24 protein-coding genes and 1 riboswitch are annotated in these 26,608 nt (G+C 60.7%); of the genes, 6 read left to right on the top strand and 18 right to left on the bottom strand.

Annotated features, from left to right (window positions below):
- The 3 genes from cobM to cbiE are packed head-to-tail and all read right to left on the bottom strand — an operon-like array spanning position 1 to position 2,401.
- Positions 1-765 (bottom strand): precorrin-4 C(11)-methyltransferase, encoded by a 765-nt coding sequence (cobM, locus tag ACTJKV_RS19650; protein ID WP_274103510.1) that lies wholly within the window; start codon positions 763-765, stop codon positions 1-3.
- Positions 762-1,139, bottom strand: a complete 378-nt coding sequence (locus ACTJKV_RS19645; protein WP_274103511.1) for a cobalamin biosynthesis protein — start codon at positions 1,137-1,139, stop codon at positions 762-764. Before ACTJKV_RS19645 ends, cobM begins: the two co-directional genes overlap by 4 nt.
- Positions 1,136-2,401 (bottom strand): precorrin-6y C5,15-methyltransferase (decarboxylating) subunit CbiE, encoded by a 1,266-nt coding sequence (cbiE, locus tag ACTJKV_RS19640; protein WP_274103512.1) that lies wholly within the window; start codon positions 2,399-2,401, stop codon positions 1,136-1,138. The genes ACTJKV_RS19645 and cbiE overlap by 4 nt, the downstream gene beginning before the upstream one ends.
- On the opposite strand from cbiE, the gene ACTJKV_RS19635 reads away from it, so the two are divergent.
- The gene (locus ACTJKV_RS19635) at positions 2,400-3,179 is read left to right on the top strand and encodes a cobalt-precorrin-6A reductase (protein ID WP_274103513.1); all 780 of its coding nucleotides are present in this window, start codon (positions 2,400-2,402) and stop codon (positions 3,177-3,179) included. The two genes, cbiE and ACTJKV_RS19635, sit on opposite strands and share 2 nt — an antisense overlap.
- Here the strand turns inward: ACTJKV_RS19635 and ACTJKV_RS19630 are convergent.
- Genes ACTJKV_RS19630 through ACTJKV_RS19600 form a run of 7 tightly spaced genes read right to left on the bottom strand, consistent with a single transcriptional unit; the run spans position 3,146 to position 11,513 of the window.
- On the bottom strand, positions 3,146-3,919 hold the full coding sequence (locus ACTJKV_RS19630) for a precorrin-3B C(17)-methyltransferase (RefSeq protein ID WP_274103515.1): 774 nt from the start codon (positions 3,917-3,919) through the stop codon (positions 3,146-3,148). The two genes, ACTJKV_RS19635 and ACTJKV_RS19630, sit on opposite strands and share 34 nt — an antisense overlap.
- Complete coding sequence (locus ACTJKV_RS19625; protein ID WP_274103517.1) at positions 3,916-4,695, bottom strand: precorrin-2 C(20)-methyltransferase; 780 nt, start codon at positions 4,693-4,695, stop codon at positions 3,916-3,918. The genes ACTJKV_RS19630 and ACTJKV_RS19625 overlap by 4 nt, the downstream gene beginning before the upstream one ends.
- Complete coding sequence (locus ACTJKV_RS19620) at positions 4,692-5,324, bottom strand: precorrin-8X methylmutase (protein WP_440599358.1); 633 nt, start codon at positions 5,322-5,324, stop codon at positions 4,692-4,694. The genes ACTJKV_RS19625 and ACTJKV_RS19620 overlap by 4 nt, the downstream gene beginning before the upstream one ends.
- Positions 5,321-6,694 carry a precorrin-3B synthase gene (gene cobG, locus ACTJKV_RS19615; RefSeq protein ID WP_274103521.1) on the bottom strand — a complete coding sequence of 458 codons (1,374 nt, stop codon included), beginning with the start codon at positions 6,692-6,694 and terminating at the stop codon, positions 5,321-5,323. The genes ACTJKV_RS19620 and cobG overlap by 4 nt, the downstream gene beginning before the upstream one ends.
- Positions 6,691-10,050, bottom strand: coding sequence for a cobaltochelatase subunit CobN (cobN, locus tag ACTJKV_RS19610; protein ID WP_274103522.1), 3,360 nt, complete (start codon positions 10,048-10,050; stop codon positions 6,691-6,693). Before cobN ends, cobG begins: the two co-directional genes overlap by 4 nt.
- Positions 10,051-10,056: 6 nt before the next feature.
- Positions 10,057-11,094, bottom strand: a complete 1,038-nt coding sequence (gene cobW / locus ACTJKV_RS19605; protein WP_274103620.1) for a cobalamin biosynthesis protein CobW — start codon at positions 11,092-11,094, stop codon at positions 10,057-10,059.
- On the bottom strand, positions 11,088-11,513 hold the full coding sequence (locus ACTJKV_RS19600) for a DUF1636 family protein (RefSeq protein ID WP_274103524.1): 426 nt from the start codon (positions 11,511-11,513) through the stop codon (positions 11,088-11,090). Before ACTJKV_RS19600 ends, cobW begins: the two co-directional genes overlap by 7 nt.
- A gap of 117 nt (positions 11,514-11,630) precedes the next feature.
- A riboswitch (cobalamin riboswitch) is annotated at positions 11,631-11,843 on the bottom strand.
- 123 nt (positions 11,844-11,966) lie between these two features.
- Here ACTJKV_RS19600 and cobO point away from each other — a divergent pair.
- The gene (cobO, locus tag ACTJKV_RS19595) at positions 11,967-12,584 is read left to right on the top strand and encodes a cob(I)yrinic acid a,c-diamide adenosyltransferase (RefSeq protein WP_274103525.1); all 618 of its coding nucleotides are present in this window, start codon (positions 11,967-11,969) and stop codon (positions 12,582-12,584) included.
- A 3-nt stretch (positions 12,585-12,587) separates the two neighbouring features.
- Positions 12,588-14,045: a cobyric acid synthase gene (locus ACTJKV_RS19590; protein WP_274103526.1), complete on the top strand. Its 1,458-nt coding sequence runs from the start codon at positions 12,588-12,590 to the stop codon at positions 14,043-14,045.
- On the opposite strand, the gene cbiB is transcribed toward ACTJKV_RS19590, so the two are convergent.
- Entirely contained in the window at positions 14,032-14,997 is a 966-nt protein-coding gene (gene cbiB / locus ACTJKV_RS19585) for an adenosylcobinamide-phosphate synthase CbiB (protein WP_274103528.1), read from the bottom strand. The genes ACTJKV_RS19590 and cbiB overlap by 14 nt on opposite strands.
- On the opposite strand from cbiB, the gene cobD reads away from it, so the two are divergent.
- On the top strand, positions 14,996-16,024 hold the full coding sequence (gene cobD / locus ACTJKV_RS19580; protein WP_274103529.1) for a threonine-phosphate decarboxylase CobD: 1,029 nt from the start codon (positions 14,996-14,998) through the stop codon (positions 16,022-16,024). The two genes, cbiB and cobD, sit on opposite strands and share 2 nt — an antisense overlap.
- A 77-nt stretch (positions 16,025-16,101) precedes the next feature.
- Here cobD and ACTJKV_RS19575 read toward each other — a convergent pair whose 3' ends face one another.
- From ACTJKV_RS19575 to ACTJKV_RS19545, 7 genes are all read right to left on the bottom strand, one after another.
- On the bottom strand, positions 16,102-17,379 hold the full coding sequence (locus tag ACTJKV_RS19575) for an L-fuconate dehydratase (protein WP_274103530.1): 1,278 nt from the start codon (positions 17,377-17,379) through the stop codon (positions 16,102-16,104).
- A 52-nt stretch (positions 17,380-17,431) separates the two neighbouring features.
- The gene (locus ACTJKV_RS19570) at positions 17,432-18,442 is read right to left on the bottom strand and encodes a zinc-binding alcohol dehydrogenase family protein (RefSeq protein WP_274103531.1); all 1,011 of its coding nucleotides are present in this window, start codon (positions 18,440-18,442) and stop codon (positions 17,432-17,434) included.
- A gap of 3 nt (positions 18,443-18,445) precedes the next feature.
- Entirely contained in the window at positions 18,446-19,267 is an 822-nt protein-coding gene (locus tag ACTJKV_RS19565; protein WP_274103532.1) for an amidohydrolase family protein, read from the bottom strand.
- A 4-nt stretch (positions 19,268-19,271) separates the two neighbouring features.
- Positions 19,272-20,285, bottom strand: a complete 1,014-nt coding sequence (locus ACTJKV_RS19560) for an aldo/keto reductase (RefSeq protein WP_274103533.1) — start codon at positions 20,283-20,285, stop codon at positions 19,272-19,274.
- 125 nt (positions 20,286-20,410) lie between these two features.
- Complete coding sequence (locus tag ACTJKV_RS19555; RefSeq protein ID WP_062424800.1) at positions 20,411-21,352, bottom strand: ABC transporter substrate-binding protein; 942 nt, start codon at positions 21,350-21,352, stop codon at positions 20,411-20,413.
- Positions 21,353-21,451: 99 nt separating this feature from the next.
- Entirely contained in the window at positions 21,452-22,474 is a 1,023-nt protein-coding gene (locus ACTJKV_RS19550; protein ID WP_062424708.1) for an ABC transporter permease, read from the bottom strand.
- 8 nt (positions 22,475-22,482) lie between these two features.
- A complete protein-coding gene (locus ACTJKV_RS19545) occupies positions 22,483-24,048 on the bottom strand; it encodes a sugar ABC transporter ATP-binding protein (protein WP_274103534.1) in 1,566 nt (521 codons plus the stop codon).
- Positions 24,049-24,306: 258 nt separating this feature from the next.
- Here ACTJKV_RS19545 and ACTJKV_RS19540 point away from each other — a divergent pair, with 258 nt between their 5' ends.
- Both ACTJKV_RS19540 and ACTJKV_RS19535 read left to right on the top strand, forming a co-directional pair.
- Positions 24,307-24,999 (top strand): FadR/GntR family transcriptional regulator, encoded by a 693-nt coding sequence (locus tag ACTJKV_RS19540; RefSeq protein WP_062597465.1) that lies wholly within the window; start codon positions 24,307-24,309, stop codon positions 24,997-24,999.
- Between the two features lie 45 nt (positions 25,000-25,044).
- Positions 25,045-26,577, top strand: coding sequence for a UxaA family hydrolase (locus tag ACTJKV_RS19535; protein ID WP_274103536.1), 1,533 nt, complete (start codon positions 25,045-25,047; stop codon positions 26,575-26,577).
- Positions 26,578-26,608 lie beyond the last annotated feature (31 nt).

Genomic DNA, 26,608 nt, shown 5'->3' with positions numbered 1-26,608 from the left:
CTACTCGGCCGTGGGTGTTCGGAACCGCCGAACGTAGTCGGTGCTGTAGAGCGCGCTTTCGCGAAAATCGGACGAGGCAAGACCCTTGCCGACGAATATCATCGCAGTGCGCTCGACCGGCTCTTCCGCGAGGCGGGAGACGATGTCGGACAGCGTACCGGAGATGACGCGCTCTTCCGGCCAGGAGGCGCGCACGACGATGGCGACCGGGCAATCGGCACCGTAAAGCGGCGTCAATTCCTCCACCACCTGACCGATGGCGTGGATCGCAAGATGAATGGCAAGCGTTGCACCGGTCGCGCCGAATGCCTTGAGGTTTTCGCTCTCCGGCATTTTCGACGCCCGACCGGAAATGCGTGTGAGCACCAGGCTCTGCGCCACCTCCGGCACTGTCAGTTCTCTCTTCAACGTGGCGGCCGCGGCGGCAAAGGATGGCACGCCGGGTGTGACGGTGTAGTCGAGCCCCAGCCGTTCCAGACGGCGGATCTGTTCGCCCATGGCGCTCCAGACGGAAAGGTCGCCGGAATGCAACCGCGCCACGTCTTTGCCGTCTCGCGCGGCGGCAACGAACTCCGCCTCGATTTCGTCCAGCGACAAGGCTGCCGTATCGACGATGCGCGCACCTTCCGGGCAATAGTCGAGCAGCGCTTTTGGCACCAGCGAACCGGCATAGAGGCAGACGGGCGAAGCAGCGATCAGATCGCGTCCGCGCAGCGTGATGAGATCTGCGGCACCGGGGCCAGCGCCAATGAAGTGAACCGTCATATCTTGTCTCCTGACGTGGCAAAGGCCACGGTAATATCGCCTATCACCATACGCGGGGCGATCAGTCTCGACGCTTCACCAAGCGCGGCGAGCGCCGATGCCTCGCTGACGCTCGGCGAGCCGGCATGTTTCGAACTCAATGCGGATCGGGTCAGCGTCCGAGCGGCGGCAGCGTCGAAATCGGCCTGCGCCACCACGACGAAAGCCATTCCAAGCCGGGTCGCAGCTTCCAGCAAGGCTGGCTCATCGGCCTTGAAGGGCGCCGTGGCCATGAAGGCGAATGAGACCTTGTGCTCGGCAGATGCCTGCCCAAGCGCAGCCATTACCGCCTCGGGGCTCACACCCTTGCGGCACCCGACGCCAGCGACGATCACGGCACATCCTTCGGTTTGACCCAAGCCCACTGTGTGACGGGCATCGCCGCACGCCAGCCCTGCATCTGCCCGACAGGGGACGCGCGCGCCACCTCAAGCCGGATCAGAGACCCGCCTAATCGCGCCTGAGCGGAGAGCAGCATGGCCTCCATTTCCAGCGTTACGGCATTAGCAACCAGCCGCCCGCCCGACTTCAAGGCGCTGATTGCGCCCTCTAAAACTCCGGCCTCGCTGCCGCCGCCGCCGATGAATATGGCGTCGGGGGTTGGCAGGCCTTCGAAAGCGTCAGGTGCCGTGCCGATCACTACATCCAGACCAGGCACGCCAAAGGCTTCGGCATTGCGCATGGCGCGCTCTGCCCGCTCCGTGTTCTGCTCGATGCCGATGGCCCGCAGCGACGGGTGCGAGAGCATCCATTCGATGCCGATCGAGCCCGAGCCAGTGCCGATATCCCACAGCAGCTCACCATGGCGAGGCGCAAGCGACGACAGCGTGACGGCGCGGATTTCACGCTTGGTCATTTGCCCATCATGTTCGAACAGCGCGTCGTCCAGCCCGCTGGCGAAGGGAAGGATTCGTGCCGATTCATCCGCAACGACGTCGATAGCGACCACATTGAGCGGATCGACATCCGCAAAGGCAAAACCTTGTGCCGTCGTCGTGCGGGCGTTCTCGCGGGTGCCGCCAAGTGCTTCGAGCAGATGGAAGATCGACCTGCCAAAACCTGCCTCCTTGAGAAGGGTGGCAATCAGCGCCGGGGCGCTGGCATCGGATGTCAGCGCGATGATCTTCGCGCCAGCATGAAGATGCGGTCGGATGAGGTCAATGGAACGTCCATGCAGGGAAATGCAGGCGGTATCCTGCAAAGCCCAGCCTAGACGCGATGCGGCAAGCGAGATGGAGGAGGGAGCAGGGTAGGTAATCACCTCTACCGGATCGACCAGCCGCAACAGGGTAACGCCGACACCGTGGAAGAAAGGATCGCCGGACGCCAGGACGCAGACCTTCCGGCCAGAGAGGGCGACGACTTCGGCCATGCCGACATCGAAGGGCACGAGCCAAGGCCGCGCTTCGCCCGTGATGGCATCGCAGGCAAGCTCGAGATGGCGTTTGCCGCCGAAGACGACCTCGGCCGCCGCGATCGCGCGACGAGCGTTTTCAGCCAGCCCGGCAAGACCATCCTCCCCGATACCGACGATGGAGAGCCATGGCGCAGGTTTTTTGCTGGCAGTGGCAGGTGTTCCGGCATATTCACGAACCATGACACGCTCCATCCTGATTCTCGGCGGCACGGCGGATGCCCGCATCCTGGCTGGAAAGCTTGCCAACGACTCCGGCTACCGAATTCTGCTGTCCATGGCGGGCCGCACGAAGGACCCGGTCAAGCAGCCCGTCCCGATGCGCGTCGGGGGCTTTGGCGGCGCTGAGGGCCTGGCGCGCTATATTGCCGAGGAAGGTTTCGATCTGCTGGTGGATGCGACGCACCCTTATGCGGCGCGCATTTCCGCCAATGCTGTGAGGGCTGCTGGCATAGCAGGCGTCGCTCTTGTCAGACTGTCGCGCCCGGCTTGGGTGGCGCGGGAGGGTGACCGCTGGCTGAACGTCGAAAACGTCGAGGAAGCGGTGATTGCGCTGGGTCCCGTCAGCACAAACGCTTTTCTGGCGCTTGGCCGACAGGAGCTCCTGCCCTTTGAAACCGCGCCCCAGCACCGCTATCTGATCCGCAGCGTCGATCCGGTAGAACCGCCGCTTAAGGTTGCGAATGCGCGCTACATCACGGCGCGTGGACCCTTTCCGCTTGCCGATGAGATCGACATGTTGAAGGGTAACGGGATCGAGGTGATCGTCTCGAAAAACTCCGGCGGTACTGCGGCCCACGCGAAAATCGAAGCTGCCCGCACGCTTGGAATTCCTGTGATCATGATCGACCGTCCCGCTCGCCAAGAGGCCAATGGGGTGAGCGTCGTGGTGCCGGATATCGAGACTGCGCTGTCCGCAATCCGCCATCAGCTTTCCCTCTTGGAAAAGCGCGGCGAATAAACCAGCGACGGCTGGCCTTCGCGCTCGATGATGCGCGTTTCGACCGATCCAACGATGATACAGGTCGACATGTCGGCCATATCGCTCTGCGCTTCGGCCAAAGGCACGACCCGCATGCGCTCATCCGCACGACCGGCCGCGCGACCGAAGATGACAGGCACGGAGCCCGGCAGGTGCGCCCGCAGCACATCGAAGGCCGTCGCCAATTGATGCGGTCTTGCCTTGCTGACGGGATTGTAGAAGGCCATGACGAAACCGGCTTCGGCCGCGGCCACCAACCGCTTTTCGATCAGCGACCATGGTTTCAGATTGTCGGAGAGCGAAATGGCACAGAAATCGTGACCGAGGGGGGCGCCCGCCCTTGCCGCGACAGCCAGCATGGCGGTGACGCCGGGCACGACCGAAAAGTCGATGTCGCGCCATTCCGCAGGGCCGTTCTCAATCGCCTCGCAGACCGCGGCCGCCATGGCGAAAACGCCTGGATCTCCGCCTGAGACAACGCAGACTTTTCCACCCGCTGCAGCCAACGTCAGCGCTGCTTCGGCGCGTGAGATTTCCTCGCGATTATCCGATGCGTGACGCCGTTGGTCTGGACGCAGCGACAGCCTGTCGAGATAGGGAATATAGCCGAAGAAATCCTCTGCCGCGTCTACAGCCGCCAGTGCCTCCGGCGTGATCTGTAAGAGATTCCCGGGCCCGAGGCCGACGACCGTCAGACGTCCGGTGGAGGACGGGCTCACGCAATCTCTCCCGCCGGGCGATCCTTCCAGCCAGGCACCAGAACCAGAGAGAAATAGGGGGCAGGCGATTCATCGCGCTCGATCAATCGAATAGCGTGGCCATTGGCCATGGTGCCGCGTTCGACGTAGAGCGCGCCTTCGAGCTTGCCAGCCTTTTCGAGTGCCCGGCGAATCTTCGGCAGGTTGCGACCGACCTTCATGATGACAGCGCCATCCGTGCCGGAAAGCCGCTCGAAAAGCGCATCCTCGCCAAGTGTGCCGGGAAGGACGCTCAGGATGTCGTCTCCCTGCACGAGCGGCAGTCCGATCATCGACCAGCAACCGGACATGGCGGTGATGCCCGCAACGACTTCCGCCGGATAGTTGGGCGCAAGCCGCAGATGCAGATGCATATAGGAACCGTAAAAGAGCGGATCGCCTTCCGACAGAACCGCAACGGTGCGACCCGCATCCAGATGGACGGCGATGTCGCGTGCCGACTGATCGAAGAAGGCGGCGATCGCGCCGCGATAGTCGTCGCCGTTCTTGTCGCTTTCTACCGTGACCGGATAGACGAGCGGCATTTCCAGCGTGCCGGGCCGGATGAAGCTTTCGACGATGCCGCGGCCATTGCCCTTGCTGCCGCGCTTGCAGAAGAAGGCGAGTACGTCTGCCGTTTCGATAGCACGCACGGCCTTCAGCGTCAGAAGTTCGGGATCGCCGGGGCCGGTGCCGACACCGATGACCTTGCCCTTCAATGCCTTTTCAGGTGCCGGATCGTAAAGGGCAGCGCTCATAGGCCCGCCCTCGCAACGGCGTTGACGGCAGCAGCCGTCATCGCAGAGCCGCCCATGCGGCCTTTGACGATGACGTAGGGAATGCCGAGCGTGCTTTCTTCCAGCGCGTCCTTGGATTCCATCGCCCCGACGAAACCGACCGGCATGCCGATGATGGCTGCCGGGCGCGGCGCACCCTTCTCCAGCATTTCCAAAAGATAAAACAGCGCTGTCGGCGCATTGCCGATGGCAACCAAAGCGCCGTCAAGGTGATCGGCCCAGAGATCGAGGGCCGCCGCGGAACGGGTGTTGCCGATGGATTTCGCCAACTCCGGCGTACGCGGATCGCGCAGCGTGCAGATCACGGCATTGCCAGACGCCAGACGCGCCCGCGTGACGCCATGCGCAACCATTTCCGCGTCACATAAAATGGGCTTTCCCGCTGCGAGCGCCCCACGCGCGGCGGAAACGAAATTCTCGGAAAAGCGAAAGTGCCGCGCTGCTTCCACCTGTCCGCAGGCATGGATCATGCGAATGGCAATATCCGCCTGTTCGGGCGTGTAGGCGTTAAGATCCGCTTCCTCACGGATGATGGCAAAGGAGCGCTCATAGATCGCATCGCCATTGCGGATATAGTCGTAAGTCGTCATGTCTCGTCCTGTCGGAGCACCGTGACAATCCTGTCCTTGCCGAGGCGGACAAGGAGAGCACGGGCATTTTCTCCGGGCTTATGTTCTTTTTCATAAAGGCGGGCAAGCCTGGAAAGCCCGGCCTTTTGGTGATCGATGGTCAGCTGCGCATCGGGAAGGGCTGAAGCCTTGGCCTGATAGCCGAAGGAAAAACCTTCCGACGTGCCGAAAAAGGCAAGGAGCGCGGGGGCGGGATGGGCACAGCCCTTGCCGCAACCGGAAAGATGCAAGGTGAAGGAGCCGTCGAGCATCGTGCCGCACTCTTTGGCTGCGAACTCTGCGAGGGCTCGAACCGGGGCATAAGCCGATGCGCAGGATGGCGCGCCGGCGCACACAGCGATGGTGGTCCGAGGGTCATTGTCGCTGATAATGAGACCCGCCGTCTTGGCATAATCCATAAGGGCCGCGCACGCGTGGTGATGCCCAAGCGCGTAGAGCCCGCGCGCCGGACCCGGCCGGATGGACTGAACGCCGAGATCGACTGCAATCTTGCACAGCGCAGACAGCGCTTCCGAACTTATCTGCCCGAAAGCCGGGGCGATAACGGCGACGCAGAGGCGATCATTGAGCGCCCACAGTCTGCGCTGATCGGTTTGCTTCGGCACCCCGACGTCATGCGTTGGCGCGCGGACGTCTGATGCAACGTGCATGAGACGATCGCCGCATACACCACGCACAGCCGCAATATCCAGATCGCGCCCACGCGCATCCGGTCCTCGCTCCGCCAGATGACTGAGGAGATCGATCACGCAATCCGCGGCATCTTCTATCCGCAAGGCTCCTGCGAGCAGGGCCTTCTCTTCCGTGCCACCCAGCATCAGCAGCCAGAGGACGCCTCCGTCCCGCTGGACCGCTTTGAGCCTGATATCGGCAAGCAGCCCACCCATCGGAGCCACACCACCGCCATCGAGGATGACCGACATCTTCGCGGCCAGCTTCGTATCGAGATCAAGCACCCTGGCCTTGTGGCTGATGAGTTCAAGAATCGGCGCAGGATTGGCGACTTCGCTATCGTCCATCCCAGCAAGCGGTGAGGCTTCCACAGCAAGCCCCTGCCGCAATGGCAGCTGCAGCGCCAGAACATCGTGCTCCAGTTCAACAGCGCTGTCAGCCGTCAATCCGCGAAATTGAAGGCTGCCGCGAGCGGTCACATCCAGAAGCCCGTTGCCGTGTCGGCGGGCGAGATCGCCGAGACGGTCGAGATCGCTTGGCGACAGCGAAGCGGTAAAGGCCACGCGCGACAACAGTCCATCGCCCGTCTGCATCGGGGCGGAGAGGGCAGGGCAGACGCCTCTGCGAGAAAAGGGCTGGACCGGGGCGAGCGGGTTCATGCCGTAACCCTCCTGGACGAGTCCTCGGAGGACCGCGGAGCGATCAGCATTTCCAGTTCCGCATCCACGGCGTTGCGACGGCTGTGCCAAAGGTTGCGGCGGCGTGCAGACAGGAAGCGTTGTGCCATCAGCTCCGCAGCCTTGGGGTTTTCCCGCAAAATGAAATCGCGCACCTCTTCATTGCCGAAATAGGCATCGTAGAGCGCTTCGATCAGCGACGAGGAAACAGCTTGTGTGGTTTCGGCAAAGCCGATCAGCCGGTCGACAGTTTCTGCAAATTCGGCCGCGCCGCGCGGACCATGGCGCATCTGTCCGGCGATGAAGTGCGGATTGACGGCACGGGCTCGCACAACGCGGGTGATTGCCTGGGCGATGGAGCGCGCACGCGGCCGGGCGGGATCCGTCGTATCCAGCGCCACCACGTCCGCCGCCTGTCCAAGCTTTGCCTTGGCGGCGGTAAAGCCACCGATGAAGGCGACGTCGGATGAACCGTCCAGAAGATCGCGACCCGGATCGTCACCGGTATGAACCAGAAGTTCAGCGCGTTCGACTTGGGCAGCAAAGCCTGAATCGGAAAGGATCGACAAGCCATCTGCCCCGCCAAAGGCGTGGCTGGCCGCGTCCAGATAGGCTTGGCCCAACTCTTCCCGCTCGTCCCAATCGCCGCTTGCCAAGGCCTCTTCGATGCCAGCGCCATAGGTACCGGGAGCCGAGCCGAAAATGCGTGCTGGGATACGACCGAGAGAGGTCGTTTCCTCAGCCAGAGGATTGTCGCCGGGCGACTCTTCGCGTGAAGCAATCGTCCTTGCCGCCGCATCGAGAAGGGCAATCAGAGGCGGGAACATATCGCGGAACAGGCCCGAAATGCGGAAGGTCACGTCCACCCGCGGGCGTCCGAGCTTGGCTGGCGGCAAAACTTCAATGCCGTTCACCCGGCCGGTCGCCTGATCGTAGATCGGACGCGCACCCATCAGATGCAGTGCCTGGCCGACATCTTCGCCGCCATTGCGCAGCGATGCGGAGCCCCAGAGATCGAAAACCAGATGCCGCGGCCAGTCGCCATGGCTTTGCAGATGATGACGCAGCACCTCTTCGCCTGCAGCTTTTCCAAGCTCGAAGGCCGTCGGTGTCGGCATGGTGCGCGGATCGGCGGCATAGAGATTGCGCCCGGTCGGCAGCACATCCAGTCGTCCGCGTGCGGGTGCACCGGATGGGCCCGGCACAATATGATGACCATCCAGCGCCGCCAGCAGCGCCGCCTTTTCTTGGGCAGCGCTTTCGCGCCTCAGAGAATCCGGCTCATCACTCGCACAGCGCCCGAAGACATGCTGGCCGTCCTTGATGGCGAAATCCTTCAGGTCGCACAAGAAGGCATCGATCCGTGTCAGAGCCGAATCCGCATCTGCCTCCGCGCCGATACCGGCATCGGCGGCGAGCCCCGTCTCGAAAGCCTTCTCGACGATCAGCTTTGCCAGACGGTCGCGGCGACGACGATCAAGCCCATCGGCCTGAGCATATTCGTCGACCAGCTGTTCAAGCGCCGCCTGCTCCGGCGAGAGACCGGCGGCAACCAGTACGGGCGGAATGTGCCCGATCGTCACGGCAGCGATCCGTCGTTTGGCGACAGCAGCCTCACCTGGATTGGACACGATGAAGGGGTAGATGACCGGCAGCGGACCGGTGACGATTTCCGGGAAACAGGTTTCCGACAGCGCGACCGTCTTGCCCGGCAGCCATTCAAGCGTGCCGTGAGCGCCCACATGGATGATGGCGTGCGCATCGAAGTCCTGCTGCATCCACGCACCAAACGCCGCAAGCGCATGGCGCGGCGGCAAGGCTGGATCGTGATAATCGACCCGCCTGTCGGCTTGGCGCCCACGGTCCGGAGCAAGCGCGACGACAACGGAACCGAAGCGGGCGGCGCGGAAGCGAAAGGCCTGATCGACGACAGCTTCGTCGTCAGCGGCATCGCCCCAGGCCGAAGCCACCCCAGCGCGCGCCTCATCAGGAAGCGCGTCGAAATAGGTTCGGTATCGGATGAGAGGAAGAGCGGCGCTCTCCGTCTCAATCCGATCCAGAAGCTCACGTGCGGTGGCCGGAATATCGCCGACCGCGTAACCCAAATCCTGCATATCGCGCAGCATCTCCAGCACGCTTTGCGGTACGTCGAGGCCCACGGCATAGCCCGTGCGACCGGGTGCGGCACCGGGGTAATCCGGCATGAGGATGACGAGACGTCTTTCCTCGGTCGCAGTCTGCGTCAACCGAAGGAAGGCCGCAATACGACGAGCAACCTGCTCGACCCGGTCTGCCTCTGGGGCGTTGATCATCCCCTGGCGCCCGGCAGGATCGGCCTGTTTGAAGGAGATCGCACCCGCGAGAATACGTCCATCGAGTTCCGGCAAGACCACATGCATGGCGAGGTCAGATGGATTGAGGCCCCGCATGTTTTCGGCCCAGCCATCACGCCGGGTCGTGGCCATTATCACCTGGAACACCGGCACGCCCAGCCGGTCGAACAGGCTCTTGCCGTCCTGATCCGTCTGGCTGGCAAAGGCAGTGGCTGCGACGATGGCAGCGGGTCTGATCGATGCGAGCGCGTCTTCCAGAAATCGGATCGCTTCGCCATCCTTCAGGCCGCTGACAAAGATCGGCAGAGGCGCGAAACCGCGGGATTTCAGCGCCTCGAAGAGCGCATCAATCGGCGCAACATCGGCAGCCAGAAGCATGGAGCGGTAGAAAAGAATGGGAAGTCTTGGAGCTTCGGGGACAAAAGCCGCGAGGGCGTTATCCACATGGACGGCGCCAAGACCCGGGAGATAGAAGCCGGATTTCGGCAGCGGTTCCGGCGTGACGCCAGGCCAGACATCGGTTTTAGCAAAAGCGGCAAGACCTTCCGAAAGGCAGCGCATATTCTGCGGGCCGCCTTCGCGGAAGAAGGAGAGGATCGAAGCGAGCCACGCCTGGTCGATCGTGGATTGCGCCTCGAGCTTTTCGTCGCGCTCGCTGCACTCACCGGGCAGAAGCAGGAGCTTGATGCCGCGCCTGCGTGCCATCATCGCCAACTGATCGACGCCGTAGCGCCAGCGATCCGCCCCTCCCAGAATCCGGATAAGGATCAGCTTGGCATGCTCCGCCGTCTTTTCCATCCAGAGGTCGACGGACATGGGATGTCGCAGCTCGGAAAGATTGGCGACGCTGAGCGAAACGCCTGAATCCTCCGGCCAGGCGCGCTGCAGACCTGCAAGGTCGCTGGACGAGAAAGACAGCACCACCACATCCGCCTGGGGCTGGTTGAGATCAACCGGCTCGATCAGGTCTTCCAGCGACGAGGATGTGGTGGCGAGAATATGCATGATGCGTCAGGCAGCGAGCATCTGTTCGATCTTCTCGCGGTTGAGGCCCTTCTCGCCAATCACGACAAGCGCCGACCGGCGCACTTCGCCTGCAGCCCAAGGGCGATCGAAATAGTGGTTTACGCGCGAGCCGACGGCCTGAACCTGCAGACGCATCGGCTTGTAGGAGACTTCGACAAAGCCTTTGATGCGCAGGACATTCTCGGATGCCGCCGTCTGGGCGATACGCTGAGCCAGCGCCTCAGGATCGGACACGGCGCCAAGCTCGACGACGAAGCTGTCGAACTCGTCGTGATCGTGGTCTTCTTCGTCATCATGGTGGGTATGCCGGTTTTCGATATCGTTCTCGACCGCAAGCCCAAGACCGATCAAAACCGCAGGATCGATCTGGCCATGCGATGCGACAACGATCTTCGCAGCCTTTGGCAGGTGCTCCGTGATGTGTGCCTTTGCGCGCTCCAGACCATCCGCATCGAGAAGATCGCCCTTGGTCAGCACGATCAGGTCGGCGCAGGCGATCTGGTCTTCGAAGACTTCTTCGACTGGATCGTCATGATCGAGCGCTTCGTCATTCGCGCGCTGGGCGGCCAGCGCATCCATGTCATGCGACACCATGCCTTCTGCGAGCGCTGCGCCATCGGCCACCGCAATGACGGCATCGACGGTGACGCGGCTCTTGATCGCCGGCCATTGGAAGGCCTGGACGAGGGGTTTCGGCAGTGCGAGGCCGGAGGTTTCGATCAGGATATGTTCGACCCTGGGCTGGCGGCTCAGGATCTGTTCGATGGCCGGCTGAAAATCATCGGCGACCGTGCAGCAGATACAGCCATTGGCAAGCTCGACGATATTTTCTTCCGGGCAGCTTTCGATGCCGCAGCCTTTGAGGATTTCACCATCGATACCGACATCGCCGAACTCGTTGACGATGATCGCCAGTCGCTTGCCATCGAGCTTTTCAAGAAGGCCGCGCAGCAGCGTGGTTTTGCCGGCGCCCAGAAAGCCGGTGACGATGGTGCAGGGAACGCGCTCTAGCGTGGTCATGATGTCTCCTCGACGAAATTCAAAGGGGGGATACGCGCGACCATGCCGCGCTTCAAACTATCGGGACGGCCGCGCCAGGGCATCAGGCCATCGGTGGACGTGGAAAGCAGGCGCGCACCGGTGATCAGATCCACGGCGTTTTCAGGCGTCAGCCCGCCAAACACATAGGACCAGCCGTCGGCTGTGCGTATTGCAGCGCTGGCGCCACGCTTGCAATTGGCAAGACAATTGACGCTGCGCACCTCGACATTTGCATCAGTGCCAAGCGCAATCGCCGCTTGCGCGAGAAGCGCACCAGGACGGGGCTCCGCATTCGGCTCCGCCTCGTCGCGGCAACTGCGGCAGACATAAACGACCAGGCCTGACGCTTCGCGCGTATCGGTTGATCCTTCGGTCCGTGACGATGTTGAGGTAATATCCAAATCGTATCCGCTTCCGCCATTCAAACATGCAAGGGGTGCGAATGCCGAAGACGGAATGCGAGACAGCGCAAACCGAAACTCGGCGAGACCGACTGACCGGAGCACCCCGCCCGGCAGACGTTTTGTTCTGAAACGGCAGGTCTCCTGGCTTGCGGCTTGAACGAGCGCCCTAGCACCGCCTTCCCGGATCGAAATCCAGTGGCTTTACGGTGCGGGCTCGCCGCTTACAGTTGCGGGGGCAGCCACGGATTGACCCAAAGAGCGGGCGGAACCGTGTTCCCTCTTAGCTTTTCCCGTTGCCGGAAAAAGACCGTCAGTGCCTTACCTTTACGGGCAAGCCGCGCCTTGGTCAATGCAAGCATTGTCACGCCTCTCATAGGCTCCATTGCGGAGGAGGGCGTTTTGACTATAGTCGCCGCTTTAAAAAAACGGCTCGGAAGGACGTGGGACATCATGACACGCGAGATCAGCGACAGCGAGGCCGCCCGCCACCGCGAAAAGATGGTGAACCGCAAGAGCGTGCAGGATGCGGAAGTGGCCGAAAAGACCATCGAGAAGGGTCTGCTGATGGTCAATACCGGTCCCGGCAAGGGCAAGTCGACGGCCGCCTTCGGCCTTGCGCTTCGGATGCTCGGCACGGGCAGACGGGTTGGCATCGTTCAGTTCATCAAGGGTGCGTGGTCGACCGGCGAGCAGCAGGCGCTGACGATTTTCGGCGACCGGGTGGAATGGCGCACCATGGGCGAAGGTTTCACGTGGGACACGCAGGATCTGAAGCGCGACGTCGCCGCGGCTACCAAAGCCTGGGACGAAGCCAAAATGCTGATGGCCGACGACACGATTGGTCTTCTGGTGCTGGACGAGCTGAACATTGCGCTGCGCTATGACTATCTCGATCTGACAGAGGTCGTCGCCACCTTGCAGAGCCGCCGCCCCGATCTCCACGTCATCGTTACCGGCCGCAATGCCAAGCCTCTCATGATCGAAGCGGCCGACATGGTGACGGAGATGACGCTGGTGAAGCATCACTTCAAGGCGGGCGTCAAAGCCCAATCCGGCATCGAGTACTGATCCATGGCCGCCAGATCCATCATGTTTCAGGGAACCGGCTCGGATGTCGGCAAGTCGCTGATGGTGGCGGGTCTGGCGCGCGCCTTTACCCGGCGCGGACTTTCGGTCTTGCCCTTCAAGCCGCAGAACATGTCAAATAACGCGGCGGTCACAGCCGATGGCGGTGAGATTGGAAGGGCGCAAGCTCTGCAAGCGCGCGCCGCTGGCGTGCCGCTGTCAGTGCACATGAACCCGGTTCTCTTGAAGCCTCAGAGCGAAACAGGTGCGCAGGTCGTGGTTCAGGGGAAAATTCTCGGCAATGCGAAAGCAGCCGACTATCAACAGATGAAGGCCGGGCTGATGCCCCGGGTGCTGGAAAGCTTCGAGCACCTGAAGACCCACGCTGATCTGGTGCTGGTCGAAGGCGCCGGCAGCGCATCGGAAGTCAATCTGCGCGCCAACGACATTGCCAATATGGGATTTGCCCGCGCAGCCGATGTTCCCGTGATCCTGATCGGCGATATCGACCGGGGAGGGGTTATTGCCAGCCTCGTCGGCACGAAGACGGTGGTGGATGCGGACGACGCCTCGATGATCGAGGGCTTCATCGTCAACCGTTTTCGCGGCGATCCTTCGCTGTTCGATGAAGGCATGCGCATTATTGCCCAGCATACTGGCTGGAGCTCCATCGGCCTCCTGCCACATTTTGCCGAGGCGGCCCGTCTGCCTGCCGAAGATGCGCTGGGTTTGACCGGCAACGGCCAATCGAAGCCCGATGCGAAAATCCGCATCGCCGTGCCGATCCTCCCACATATCTCGAACTTCGACGATCTCGATCCACTCGATATGGAGCCGGATGTCGAACTGGTGCGCGTGCGTCCCGGGACAGCCATTCCCGGCGATTGCGCCCTCATCCTGCTCTGCGGATCGAAATCGACGATTGCCGATCTCTCTGTCCTGAAGCAGGCCGGTTTCGATATCGACATCCACGCGCATCTTCGCCGTGGTGGTGCCGTGCTTGGTCTTTGCGGCGGCTATCAGATGCTTGGACGTGTCTTATCGGACCCGGACGGCATGGAAGGTCCGCCTTCTACCGTTGATGGGCTTGGCTTGCTGAATGTCGAAACGGTGCTGACGGGAGACAAGAGGCTGGTCTCGGTCGAAGGGCGCAGCTTCGATGGTCAGGCATTTTCCGGCTATGAGATGCATGTGGGTGTGACGAAGGGCGATGACTGCAATCGTCCCTTTGCCACGATCGGCAATCACGTCGATGGTGCAATCTCAGCGGACGGTCGCGTTTTCGGCACCTACGTCCATGGTCTGTTTGCCGATGACGGACAGCGCAGCGCCTGGCTGCAAAGGCTTGGCGGGCAATCATCTTCCCTGAATTACGAAGCGCAGGTGGATGCCGTTCTGGATCGGTTGGCGGACCATATGGAGCGCCACCTCGATCTCGACGCGCTGCTGTCTATAGCACGGTAACCAACGCCAAAAAGCCGAAGAGCCCGATCAACAGCGCATCGGCGACCCGCGCAAGTTTCAGCGCCTGGCGAATATCGGCAGCGGTCAAATTCCGTCGTCCCCCTTCGCCCATGAAGCGCGCCTGCATCATCTGTCCGCCATAGGAACGCGGCCCGGCAAGCGCAAAACCAAGCGCACCCGCCAGCGCCGATTCCGGCCAGCCGGCATTGGGCGAACGATGGTGCTTCGCATCGCGCGCGACTGCACGCAGGGCACCTTGCGGTGAGGCGCCCTTGACGAAGACGGCAGCGAGGATGAACAAACAAGCCGTCAGGCGCGAGGCGGGAAGGTTCACCAAATCGTCCAGCCGCGCTGAAGCCCAGCCGAAGGCCTCATGGCGCGGCGTGCGGTGGCCGATCATGCTGTCAGCCGTATTGATGGCCTTGTAGCCAGCACCGCCCGGCAGCCCGAGCAGACCGAGCCAGAAGGATGGTGCCACAATGCCATCGGAAAAATTCTCCGCCAGGCTTTCGATGGCCGCCCGGCACACCGCCGCCTCATCCAGCTGATCAGGATCGCGGCCAACGATCATCGACACGGCTCTCCTGCCGCCTTCGAGACCTTCGCTTTCCAGCGCAGTGGCGACCGCCTCGACATGTTGCTCCAGGCTTTTTTGTGCTGGAAGCGAAGCACCGACGACGGCGACCAGCAACAAGCCCAGCGGAAGAACCAGAAGGACATTCTGCAAAGCGAGCGCGATGGAGACGGTGACGCCGAGAAAGACCACAAGCGCCAGCACGCCTTTGGCTTCACGATTGGAAAATGATCCCTGTTCCCGGTTCCATTTTCTGTCAAGCAGCGCGATAAGCGAACCAATCCATGTGACCGGATGACCGATGCGGCGAAACAGCCAGTCGGGATAGCCGACAAGGCGTTCGATCAGAAGCGACAGGAAAGCGAGAGCAAAGAACATGGGCGATACGGGACCGGTGACTATGCAGGCTGCGATCCGTCATGGTGGCGATCTGGGGCGGGCGCGGGCGTCTTTTCCGCTGGCGCCGGAACCCTGGATCGACCTTTCCACGGGGATCAATCCGCATTCCTATCCGCATTCTGCCATTCCTGCCAGCGCCTTTGCCCGCCTGCCCGAACCTTCCGCATTGAACCGCTTGAAGGAAGTTGCCGCCGCAGCCTTCGGCGCGCCCTCTGCGGCGCATATTGTCGCTGCACCTGGAACGCAGATGCTGATGCCGTTGCTGGCAGAACTCGCCCTGCAACGAGGTGCAAAACGAGCAGCGGTTCTCACACCCGCTTACGCGGAACATGCCAGAACGGCGCGAATGGCGGACCTCGACGTTGCGGAGGTGTCCAATTTCTCAGACCTCTCAGACTTCGACTACGCCGTCGTCATCAATCCGAACAACCCGGATGGTCGGGTCGTGGGGCGGAGCGAGCTCTCAGCTCTTGCCTCCGAGATGAGCCGCAAAAGCGGCCTGCTGGTGATCGATGAGGCCTTTATCGAAACCGGCTATGGTGCAAGCTTGGCCGACGCCACGGGGATCGATGGGCTGATCGTCCTGCGATCCTTTGGAAAATTCTACGGAATGGCGGGGTTACGCCTCGGCTTTGCCGTTGCACATCCGGAGATTGCCGCACGGCTGGAGCAGCGCCTGGGGCCGTGGGCCGTCTCAGGCCCGGCGCTGCATGTGGCGGCGGAAGCGCTGGCGGACAATGGCTGGCGTGACGCCATGCGACTCCGGCTAAGGAAAGAAGTCACGCGCCTCGATGCAATATTGACGAGCGCAGGTCTGACCGTTGTGGGCGGCACCAGCCTTTTTCGTCTCGTGCGTGATGCACGGGCAGCCGCCCTGTTCGCCCAGCTTGCCAATAAAGGCATTCTCGTCCGCATCTTCGATGAGCGTCCGAACGATATGCGCTTTGGTCTTCCCGGTAAGGAAGCGGAGTGGGACAGGCTCCAAGCTGCTCTTTCAGAGCTTTGAATCGCTCCTGTCTCTGGTTAAAAAAATGCTCGGGACGAGCCCGAGCATAATGGGGTCCGGGAGGAGAAATCGGAACCTCAGCCTTTGAAGGTATAAGCCTCAATCGACTCCGGCTTCATCTCGATAGAGAAGCCAGCCATCTTTGGCGGCATGTAAGCGGCGTTCTGGATATCGCATGGCTCAAAGAAGTGCTCGTGCAGGTGATCAACATACTCGATCACGCGCCCTTCCTTGGTACCGGAGACGACCAGATAGTCGATCATCGACAGGTGCTGCACATATTCGCACAGACCCACGCCACCGGCGTGCGGCCAGACGGGCAGATTGTATTTCGCGGCGATCAGCAGAACGGCCAGAACTTCGTTCAGACCACCCATGCGGCAGCTGTCGATCTGCACGACGTCGATCGCGCCTTCGGCGATGAACTGCTTGAACATGATGCGGTTCTGGCACATTTCGCCGGTCGCGACCTTCACAGAGCCGATGGCCTGGCGGATCTTGCGGTGACCGGCAATATCGTCCGGGCTTGTCGGCTCTTCGATGAAGAAGGGCTTGCAGAAGGCAAGCTTGTTGACCCACTCGATGGCCTGATCGACTTCCCAGACCTGGTTGGCATCGATCATCAGATAGCGATCAGGACCGATGACCTCACGGGCAATGGTGAGGCGACGAATATCGTCCTCCAGATCACGGCCGACCTTCATCTTTACGTGGTTGAAGCCGGCATCGATCGCCTCATGGCAAAGGCGACGCAGCTTCTCGTCGCTGTAACCGAGCCAACCGGCCGAAGTGGTATAGCAGGCGTAACCCTCGGCTTTCAGGATATCGACGCGCTCCTTCTTTCCGGCTTCCGCCTTCTTCAGGATGGCGAGCGCATCATCGCGCGTCAGAACATCGGTCAGATAGCGATAGTCGACGATATCGGCGATCTCTTCGGCGCTCATATCGGCAACGAACTGCCACACCGGCTTGCCAGCCTGCTTCGCAAGCAGATCCCAGACGGCGTTGACGACTGCACCGGTGGCCAGATGCATGGCGCCCTTGTCTGGACCGATCCAGCGCAGCTGGCTGTCGCTCGTCAGGTGGCGCCAATATTTGCCGGGGTTCTCGATGACGGTGGCGAGATCGGTTCCAACAACCAGATGACGCATCGCCTTGATCGCCATGCAGCAGATGTCGTTACCGCGACCAATGGTGAAGGTCAGTCCGTGCCCCTTCAGCGAAGGCTCATCCGTATCGAGAATGACGTAGGCCGCGGAGTAATCCGGATCCGGATTCATCGCATCCGAGCCGTCAAGGCTCTGTGAGGTGGGGAAGCGCAGATCGAAAACGCGCAGGTCGGTAATCTTGGTCATGGCCGTTTACTCGCGGTCAGGGGTCATTGAATATGAGAGGCTCGTCGGTCGTTCAGGCCACTTCCACCATGCCTTTGATGACGCCGGCGCGTGGGTCGGTCAAGCCGGCGAAGTTGGCTGGCACTTCGGCGAGCGTCATGCGGTGGGTGATGAGAGCGTCCGGCACGCGACCGTCACGCAGGGCTTGCAGCACCCGCTCGAAATCTTCCGGCGTGGCATTGCGGCTACCAAGCAATGTCGTCTCGCGCTTGTGGAATTCCGGGTCATTGAAGCTGATATCGCTGGCGACGATGGAGACGAGGACATAGGCCCCGCCATGGCCGACAAAGGAAAAGCCGTGCTCCATGGCCTTCGGATTGCCCGTGGCGTCGAAGACGACATCGAAGAAATTGCCTTCGGTGATCTCGCTCAGACGATCCTTGTCGCCTTCGCCGAGCTGCACGATATTGGAGACGCCGAGATGATCGCGGCAGAAGGATAGCCGGTCTTCGCGGCTGTCGATCATCGTCACCGTCGCACCATTCATCACGGCAAAGACGGCAACGGCCATGCCGATCGGACCGGCGCCGACGATCAGCACATGCTGGTCCTTTTCGACCGCACCGCGACGCACCGCATGCGCGCCGATTGCCAGGAACTCCGTCATGGCGGCCTGATCGAGGGAGAGACCTTCCGCCTTCAGCACGAATTGCTGCGGCACGCTCAGATACTCCACCATGCCGCCATCGCGATGCACGCCGAGCACGCCGATGTTACGGCAGCAATTGCTCTTGCCCTTCAGGCAGGCACTGCAATGGCCGCAGGACATGTAGGGTATGATGGTGACGATATCGCCGGTCGAAAGGCTGCTTCCCTCAGGCGCTTCCTCGACCGTACCGGACAGTTCATGGCCCATGATACGCGGATAGGAGAGGTAGGGCTGGTTACCGGTGAAGATGTGCAGATCCGTGCCGCACACGCCGATACGACGAATCCGGACAAGAACTTCATTCTCCGCACGCGGCGGCTTCGGCAGTTCCTTGGAAACGAGGAGACCGGGTTTGTCGCAAAAGATCGCCAGCATGAATCACCTGTCCGAAAGAGAATAAAAATCGATGGCGTTTCCGCCGAAAACCTTGGCGTGGTGCTCTTGCGGAACCACATCGCGGCAAAAATCCAGCCAGCCCTGATAATCGCCAGCCAGCCGGATCACCGGCCAGTCGCTGCCAAAAATCACCCGCTCAGGGCCAAACAGCTCGAGGATCGTTTCAGCATAGGGCCGAACCGCTTCTGGCTTCTGATCGCCGCGCTCCACCAGAAGACCGGAGAGTTTGCAGTAAACGTTGGGCAGGGCGGCAAGAACGTCCATGTCTCTGCGCCATTCGACATAATGGCCTGTCGCGATCTTGGGCTTCGCGCCATGATCGATGACGATTTTCAATGCCGGGTGACGGCTGGCAAAACGTAGCAGATGGGTCAGATGCGGCGGAAGAACGAGCGCATCGAAAACAAGGCCCTTCTCGACCAGCGCTTCGACAGCAGGGTCAAGTGCCGGATCGTCGATCCACTGAACGTCGGCAATATCCTGCAACATCGGACGCACGCCTTTCAGCGCGCGGTGAGAGGCAAGTCGGGCGATGTCCTGCGGCGCATCCGCAGCCTTCATATCCACCCAACCGACAACACCCTTGATGAAGCTGTTGTCATCGGCAAGCGTTAGCATGAAATCCGTGTCGGCAGCGCTTTCCATCGTCTGCACCAGCACCGTACCGGACACACCCGCCTTCTCCAGCAAGGGCTGGAGATCTGCGGGCAGGAAGTCCCGGTAGATCGCCTCAAGCGACGCTGGCGGCCACTGGCCCTGCCGGTCTTTCAGCAGCCAGAAATGCTGATGTGCATCGATGAGCATGGCGTCAGCCCTTTGCCCCTGGGACGGGTGAACCTTCGGCGATCAGACCGCGGCGGTGCAACTCGGCCCAGAACGCATCCGGAATGTCCTGCTCGAACCAGGCGATGTTGGAGGTCAACTGCTCAGCATTGCGCGCGCCGGAGACGACGGTCACCGAGGCGGGATGAGCGAGCGGGAACTGCAGTGCGGCCGCCTGAAGCGATACACCCATCTCCTCGCAGACATCATGCAGTGCATCAACCCGTGCCAGAAGCTCGGCCGGTGCGTCCTTGTAATTGAACTTGCGATTACCGGCCAGAATGCCGGAATTGAAGGCACCAGCAATGACAATGCCGACACCCTTTTCGGCGCAGGCATTCATGAAGCTCAGGCTCTGCTGCTCGAGCAGCGTATAACGACCGGCGAGCATGGCGGCGTCGATGTCGAACACCTCCATGGCATCGCGAACCACTTCCCACTCGTTGACGCCAAGACCGACGGCTTTCGTCGAGCCTTCGTCGCGCAGCTTGCCAAGAGCCTTGAATCCACCGCCCGTCGTCAACTGATCCCAATAATGCTGGTGCTTGTCGCCGTGGGTGTAAGGGCCGATGTCGTGGATATAGAGAATGTCGGGCTTGAGGACGCCGAGACGCTGCTGGCTCGCCTCGAAGGAGCGCATTATGGCGTCGTAGGAATAGTCGTAGACCGGCCGGAAAGGGAGCGGTGCGACATAGGTATCTTCTTCCGGTCCGACGGTTTCATCCGGCACCATGACACGGCCGACCTTGGTGCTGAGCGTATATTCACTGCGGTCATGCTCCGTCACCATCGTGCCGAGACGACGCTCGGAGCGGGTATAGCCGTAGAAGGGCGCGGTATCGAAATAACGCATGCCGCTGTCCCAGGCCTTGTCGAAAGCGCCCTTGGATTCCTCATAAGGCGTGAGGCGATAGAGGTTGCCCATCTGCGCACAGCCGAGGCCCATGATGGTCACTTCGACATCTCTATGGGGCAGTTTGCGTTTATCGGAGACCTTCATGGCGGGCACTTTCACATTTATCGTTTGGTGGAGATGGCCGCACACGATGCAACCATCTGCTTTGGTCTTCTCAAAGGAAGTTCCTGTCACGCCCAAGACCAGCTCAGGCGTGGCAGAAGACGTTGTTAGTACAGAACGTTCTTGGCTTCCGGCTTGTCGATGTTTTCCTTGGTGACGACGACGACACCGGTATCGACGAACTTCTCGACCTTTTCCTTCTTGATGAGCTTTTCGACGGTTTCAACGCCCTTTTCGCCCATCTGGTAGGAACCCTGTACGACGATCGCAGACAGCGTGCCGTCCTTGACGAAGTTCTGGAGATCTTCGTTACCGTCGAAGCCGATGGCAACGACCTTGCCAGCCTTGCCGGACTGAGCAAGCGCGCGGCCAACACCGATTGCGGTCGGCTCGTTGGCGCCAAAGATGCCCTTCAGATCAGGGTTGGCGGCCAGAACATCGGTGGTCTGGTTCAGAGCGGTCGCCATCTGGGACTGAGAGTAGTAAGGGCCAACGATCTGGAGCTTGGAATTCGCCTTGATGTAGTCGACGAAGCCACCGACGCGACCGATTTCAGAACCAGCACCGGCAACGTACGACATGACGGCGATCTTGCCTTCCTTGCCGACTTTCTTGATCATTTCTTCGGCGGCAAGCTCACCGGCCTTCTTGTTGTCGGTCGCCAGGAACGACTGGTAGTACTGCTCGCCACCCTTGGCCAGCTGCGAGTCGATCAGAACGACCGGAATGCGCGCTTCCCATGCCTTCTTGACGGCTGGCAGAAGAGCGTCCGGATCGGAAGGTGCAAGCACGATGCCGTCCACCTTACGGTTGACCGCGTTTTCAACCATGTTCACCTGGTCGGCAATGGCGGATTCGGACGCCGGACCCTGGAAGGTCATCGTTTCACCCTTGGCGTTCTTCATCGCAGCGTCGGCGCCCTTCTGGACGTTCTGCCAGAATGTCGAGTTGACGGTCTTGACGATGACGGCGATTTCGCCGGCCTGAACCGCGGAGACGCTCCAAAGCGCAATCACGGATGTCAAAAGAACAGTGGTCAGTTTCTTCATGTCTTCCTCCATTGTACCGGCGAAGGGAGAGCTCCTCTTCTCGACACCGGCTGTCCCGCGGATAGGGTCCGCACCCTTTTCAGACGCTTAGCAGTGCAATCAGCGGCGATTGCGCAACTGGTCGATCCAGACTGTCATCAAGATGACGAGGCCGATGATGATCTGCTGCGTAAAGGCAGAGACCCCGTTCATGTTGAGACCGTTGCGCAGGATACCGATGACGAACGCACCGATTGCTGTCCCTGAAATCGTTCCGACGCCGCCGATCAGCGAGGTACCGCCGATGACGGCGCTGGCGATGGCATCAAGTTCGTACATGACACCTTCGTTCGGCTGTGCGGTGACAAGGCGCGACATCAGTACGCAGCCCGTCAGACCAGCAAGCGTGCCGGAAAGAACGTAGGTGAAATTGGTGACGCGGGCGACATTGACGCCGGAGAGGCGAGCCGCTTCGGCATTGGAGCCGACCGCATAGATGTGGCGTCCGAGAACCGAGCGGTTCAGCATGAAGGCCACAGCAAGAGCAATGACGACCATCAGGATGACGGGGTAGGGAATGCCCGGGAAGACCACATTCGGGAACCCATCGTCACCGATATTGACGATGCGGAAGAGGGCGCCGTTGCCAAGTTCGCCAAAGGATTCGCCGAGACCAGAGACAGCACGAGCACCGGTGATCTGCAGCGCCACGCCACGGGCAATCAACATCATGCCAAGCGTTGCGATGAAAGGCGGCAGCTTGAAGCGTGTGACAAGGAAGCCGTTGATCAGACCGCAGAGCGAACCCGTCAGAATGCCGAGGAACATGCCGACCGGAACCGGCATGCCGAGTTCCTTCACCGCCAGTGCTGCGACAACGCCTGCCAATGCCAGAACCGAACCAACGGACAAGTCGATGCCGCCGGTGATGATGACGCAGGTTGCACCAATACCCAAAAGCGCGATCGACGTGACCTGCAGAGCGATCGTCATGGCGTTGTTAACGCTGAAGAAGGCGCTGCTGGTGGCCGAAAACACAATGGCCAGCACCACGAGGCTGCCGAGTGCGGCAAACTTCTGGATGATGTCCTTCTGTCTGTCGCTGAGCGAGGGGGTCTTAACGGGTTCTGGTGATTTCGACATGTCTTACCTCATTGCGCCTTGCGGCTATAGCCGGAGGCATAGCGCATGATTTCTTCTTGATTGGTCTTGGCCGTTTCCAGCACGCCGGTAATAGTTCCCTCGTGGAACACCGCGATACGATCCGTCAGCCCCAACACTTCGGGCAGTTCCGAGCTGATGAGGATGACGCCAATGCCGCGTGCTGCGAGTTCATCCATGATCTTGTAGATGGCGAATTTCGCACCGACATCGATGCCACGCGTTGGCTCATCGAAGAACAGGATGCGCGACTGGCGGAACAGCCACTTGCCGATGATGATCTTCTGCTGGTTGCCGCCGGACAGAAGGCGAACCGTCTGCTTGATCGAGGGCGTGCGAACATTCAAGAGATCGACATAATGCTTTGCGACCTCGTCGTGCTTCTTGAAGTCGATCAGACCGAAGCGGTTGGAGACCTCGTCCATATTGGCAAGCGAGGTATTGGCAGCAACCGACATCTTGACCGCCAGGCCGTCGCTCTTGCGGTCTTCGGAAAGGTAGGCAAGCCCCTGTTCGATGGCATCCTGCGGCGACTTGATCGTCAGATCGCGGCCTTCGAACGTGATGCTACCCGCATCGAAGGCATCCGCTCCGAAAATCGCGCGGGCCACTTCGGTACGACCGGCCCCCATCAGGCCGGCAAATCCAAGGATTTCGCCACGGCGCAATTCGAAATTGACATCGTTGAAAACGCCGGCGCGCGTCAGGCCCTTGACGGAGAAGATGACCTCATTCGTTGGCTTCGACGTGCGCTCGGGGAACTTTTCCTCCAGCGAGCGGCCCACCATGCGGGTCACGATGTCATCGACCGTGATCGACTTGAAATCGTCTGTCGAGATATAGCGTCCATCGCGAAGCACGGTGACGCGGTCGACGATCTCGGCCATCTCATCCAGACGGTGGGAAATGTAGACGATGCCGACACCGGATGCCTTCAGGTCGCGGATGACCTTGAACAGCAGGCGCGTTTCCTGCTCGGTCAGCGACGAAGTCGGCTCATCCATGATCAGCACTTCGGCATCGAGCGAAAGCGCCTTGGCGATTTCCACCATCTGGCACTGCGCCACGGAAAGTCCGCGCACCAGCGTATCCGGATGAATATCGACGCCGAGGCGATCGAGACAGCGTTTGGCGTCGGCACGCAGTTTCTTGCGATCGACTAGGAAACCTTTTCTCGGTTCGCGCGCAAGATAGATGTTTTCGGCAACGCTCAAATGCGGAACGAGATTGAGTTCCTGGTGGATGATGGCGATGCCGGCGGCTTCCGATTCGAGCGGCGAGGCGTACTGGACCTTCTGGCCCTTATGCAGGATCGTGCCGCTGGTCGGCTGATAGACGCCGCTGATGATCTTCATCAGCGTAGACTTGCCAGCGCCGTTCTCGCCGCAGACGGCGTGAACTTCGCCGGAGCGCAGGTCGAAACGCACATCGCTCAGAGCCTTGACGCCAGGGAATTCCTTGCAGATGTCATCGAGGCGCAAAAGCGCACCGGACGCCTGAAGTGCGTCATGCCGTGTGTCATCATGGCTCGAAATGGACGATGCGCCTTGCGACATCCGCTACCTCCCAATAGCCGCTCCGTTCTCCCGCAGAGCGCTTCAATGGCGGCAATGGTTAGGCCGCATTTTTTTGGTGGTCAAGCCAATTTGTGATTTTTTGTTCGCACGTATAGCAATCTCGGAGAAACGGAAACTCCTGGATTCAAATAATATTTAATATTTTCAACGAGATAAAATATATCTTTGCCAATGCCCCCCGTAAGGGATACGGTAAGGCCAAATCTCAACCTTTCTCAGAACACCCGTGGACCGCAGATGAATGGTCAGGCCAAAATCCTGGAGCCGAGACGCCTTTACCAGCAAGTCGCCGATCAGATCCGCGACCTGATCGACGGTGGAGAGTTTCAGCCTGGAACACGACTGCCTTCCGAGCGGGATCTGGCCCAGAAGCTCGGTGTCTCCCGCCCGTCCCTGCGTGAAGCGCTGATTGCGCTCGAAATCGACGGAAGCGTCGAAATCCGCATGGGCTCCGGCGTTTATGTGTCTACGGAGACAGCGGCCCGACAGGCAAGCACTCGGTCTCTTGGCGATAGCCCTTCTGAACTCATGCAGGCGCGCTCGACACTGGAAGGTGCGACCATCGTTCTGGCGGCGAGCCGCATCGACGAAGCCGCTCTCGTGACGCTGCGAGGAACGCTCGATGAGATGAGGAAGGAGATCGAAGCAGGTCGCAAACCTCTCGATCAGGATAGAAAGTTTCACGCGACCATCGCCGAACAATCAGGAAACACGGTCCTCGCGCGCTTGGTCGGAGATCTCTTCGATGACAGGCACAGCCCGATCTCGACCCAGTTGCGGGTGAGGTTCGAGGACCGCGGCACGTGGACCTATGCGCTGCAGGAACACGAGGCCATTCTGGCCGCGCTGGAAAGCCGCGATCCGCTGCTGGCACAGGCTGCCATGCGCATTCACTTGGAAAGCTCACGACGGCGCTGGATCGATACGTAATTCAAGACATGCCTCGGCAGACAATCTGTCGGGAGGAGGAAAAGAGTGACTGAGAATACCGAAGCTACAATTCTGCTGAACACCAAGGACAATGTTGCAGTTGCCCGTCGGCCCATTCCCAAAGACACGGATATCGGGCGCGGAGACCTGAAGGCACTTGATCTGATCGGGCGCGGGCACAAGGTGGCCCTGAAGCCGATCAAGTCCGGCGAAGAAGTAATCAAATATGGTCAGGTGATTGGCGTCGCCACGCAGGACATCGAGGCAGGGCGCCACGTCCACCTGCACAACCTTGCCATGGTCCCATCGGAGCATTCACACCAGTTCAGCGTCGACATCGAAGAAAAGGGCATGCTGCCAGAAGCTGAACGCCGGACCTTCATGGGGTACGATCGTGGAACGGGCGGTGCCGGCACGCGCAACTATATCGGCGTCATTGCCTCGGTGAACTGTTCGGCGACCGTGTCGCGTTACATAGCCGACTATTTCAACAAAGAAGGCGGCCTTGTCGGTTTTGACAATGTCGATGGCGTCGTGGCGCTGACCCATGGAACGGGCTGCGCGCTCAACACCAAGTCCGAAGGCTACCGCCTGCTGATCCGCACCATCCAGGGCTACGCCCGACATCCGAATTTCGGCGGCATCCTGCTGATCGGCCTTGGCTGTGAGACGAACCAGATCGCGCCGATCCTCGAACACTACAAGATGGAAGAGGGCGACCGCCTGCGGACCATGACGATCCAGCAGCATGGCGGCACGCGCAAGACGATCGAAGCAGCCATCGCCAACATCAAGGAGATGCTGCCCATCGTCAACGCGGCAAAGCGCACCGAACAGCCGCTGTCGAAACTGAAGCTGGCGCTCGAATGCGGTGGTTCGGATGGCTATTCGGGGATTTCGGCGAACCCGGCTCTCGGCTACGCTTCGGACCTCATCGTTCGGAACGGCGGCACCACTGTTCTGGCTGAAACACCGGAAATCTACGGTGCAGAACACCTCCTGACCCGCCGCGCCGTCACGCCGGCGGTCGCCGAGAAGCTGCTGCAGCGCATCGACTGGTGGCGGGATTACACCGCCCGCAATGGCGACGAGCTGAACAACAACCCGTCCCACGGCAACAAGCTGGGTGGCCTGACCACCATTCTGGAGAAATCACTCGGCGCCGTTGCCAAGGGCGGCTCCATGCCGCTGAAGGCCGTCTACGAGTTTGCCGAAACGGTCACCGAACCCGGCTTCGTCTTCATGGATACCCCCGGCTATGACCCCGTTGCGGTCACGGGCCAAGTAGCAGGCGGCTGCAATGTCATCTGTTTTACCACCGGACGCGGCTCGGTGTCCGGCTTCAAGCCATCACCCTGCATCAAGATCGCCACCAACTCCGAAATGTACGAACACATGAAGGAGGACATGGATATCAACTGCGGCGATATCGTCACCGGCAAAGAGACCATTGAGGAAGCCGGACAGCGCATCTTCGATCACATCATTGCAGTGGCCTCGGGCGAGCAGACCGTCAGTGAAATCTACGACTACGGCGACAACGAATTCGTGCCATGGCAGGTCGGTGCCGTGACCTGACGTTTCACATGAAACATCGGACATAAAATTA

The sequence above is a fragment of the Agrobacterium sp. 22117 genome (assembly GCF_052045735.1).
Lineage (GTDB): Bacteria > Pseudomonadota > Alphaproteobacteria > Rhizobiales > Rhizobiaceae > Agrobacterium > Agrobacterium cavarae.
Note: the sequence above shows the minus strand (reverse complement) of the source record. Positions and strands in the feature narration are given on the sequence as shown.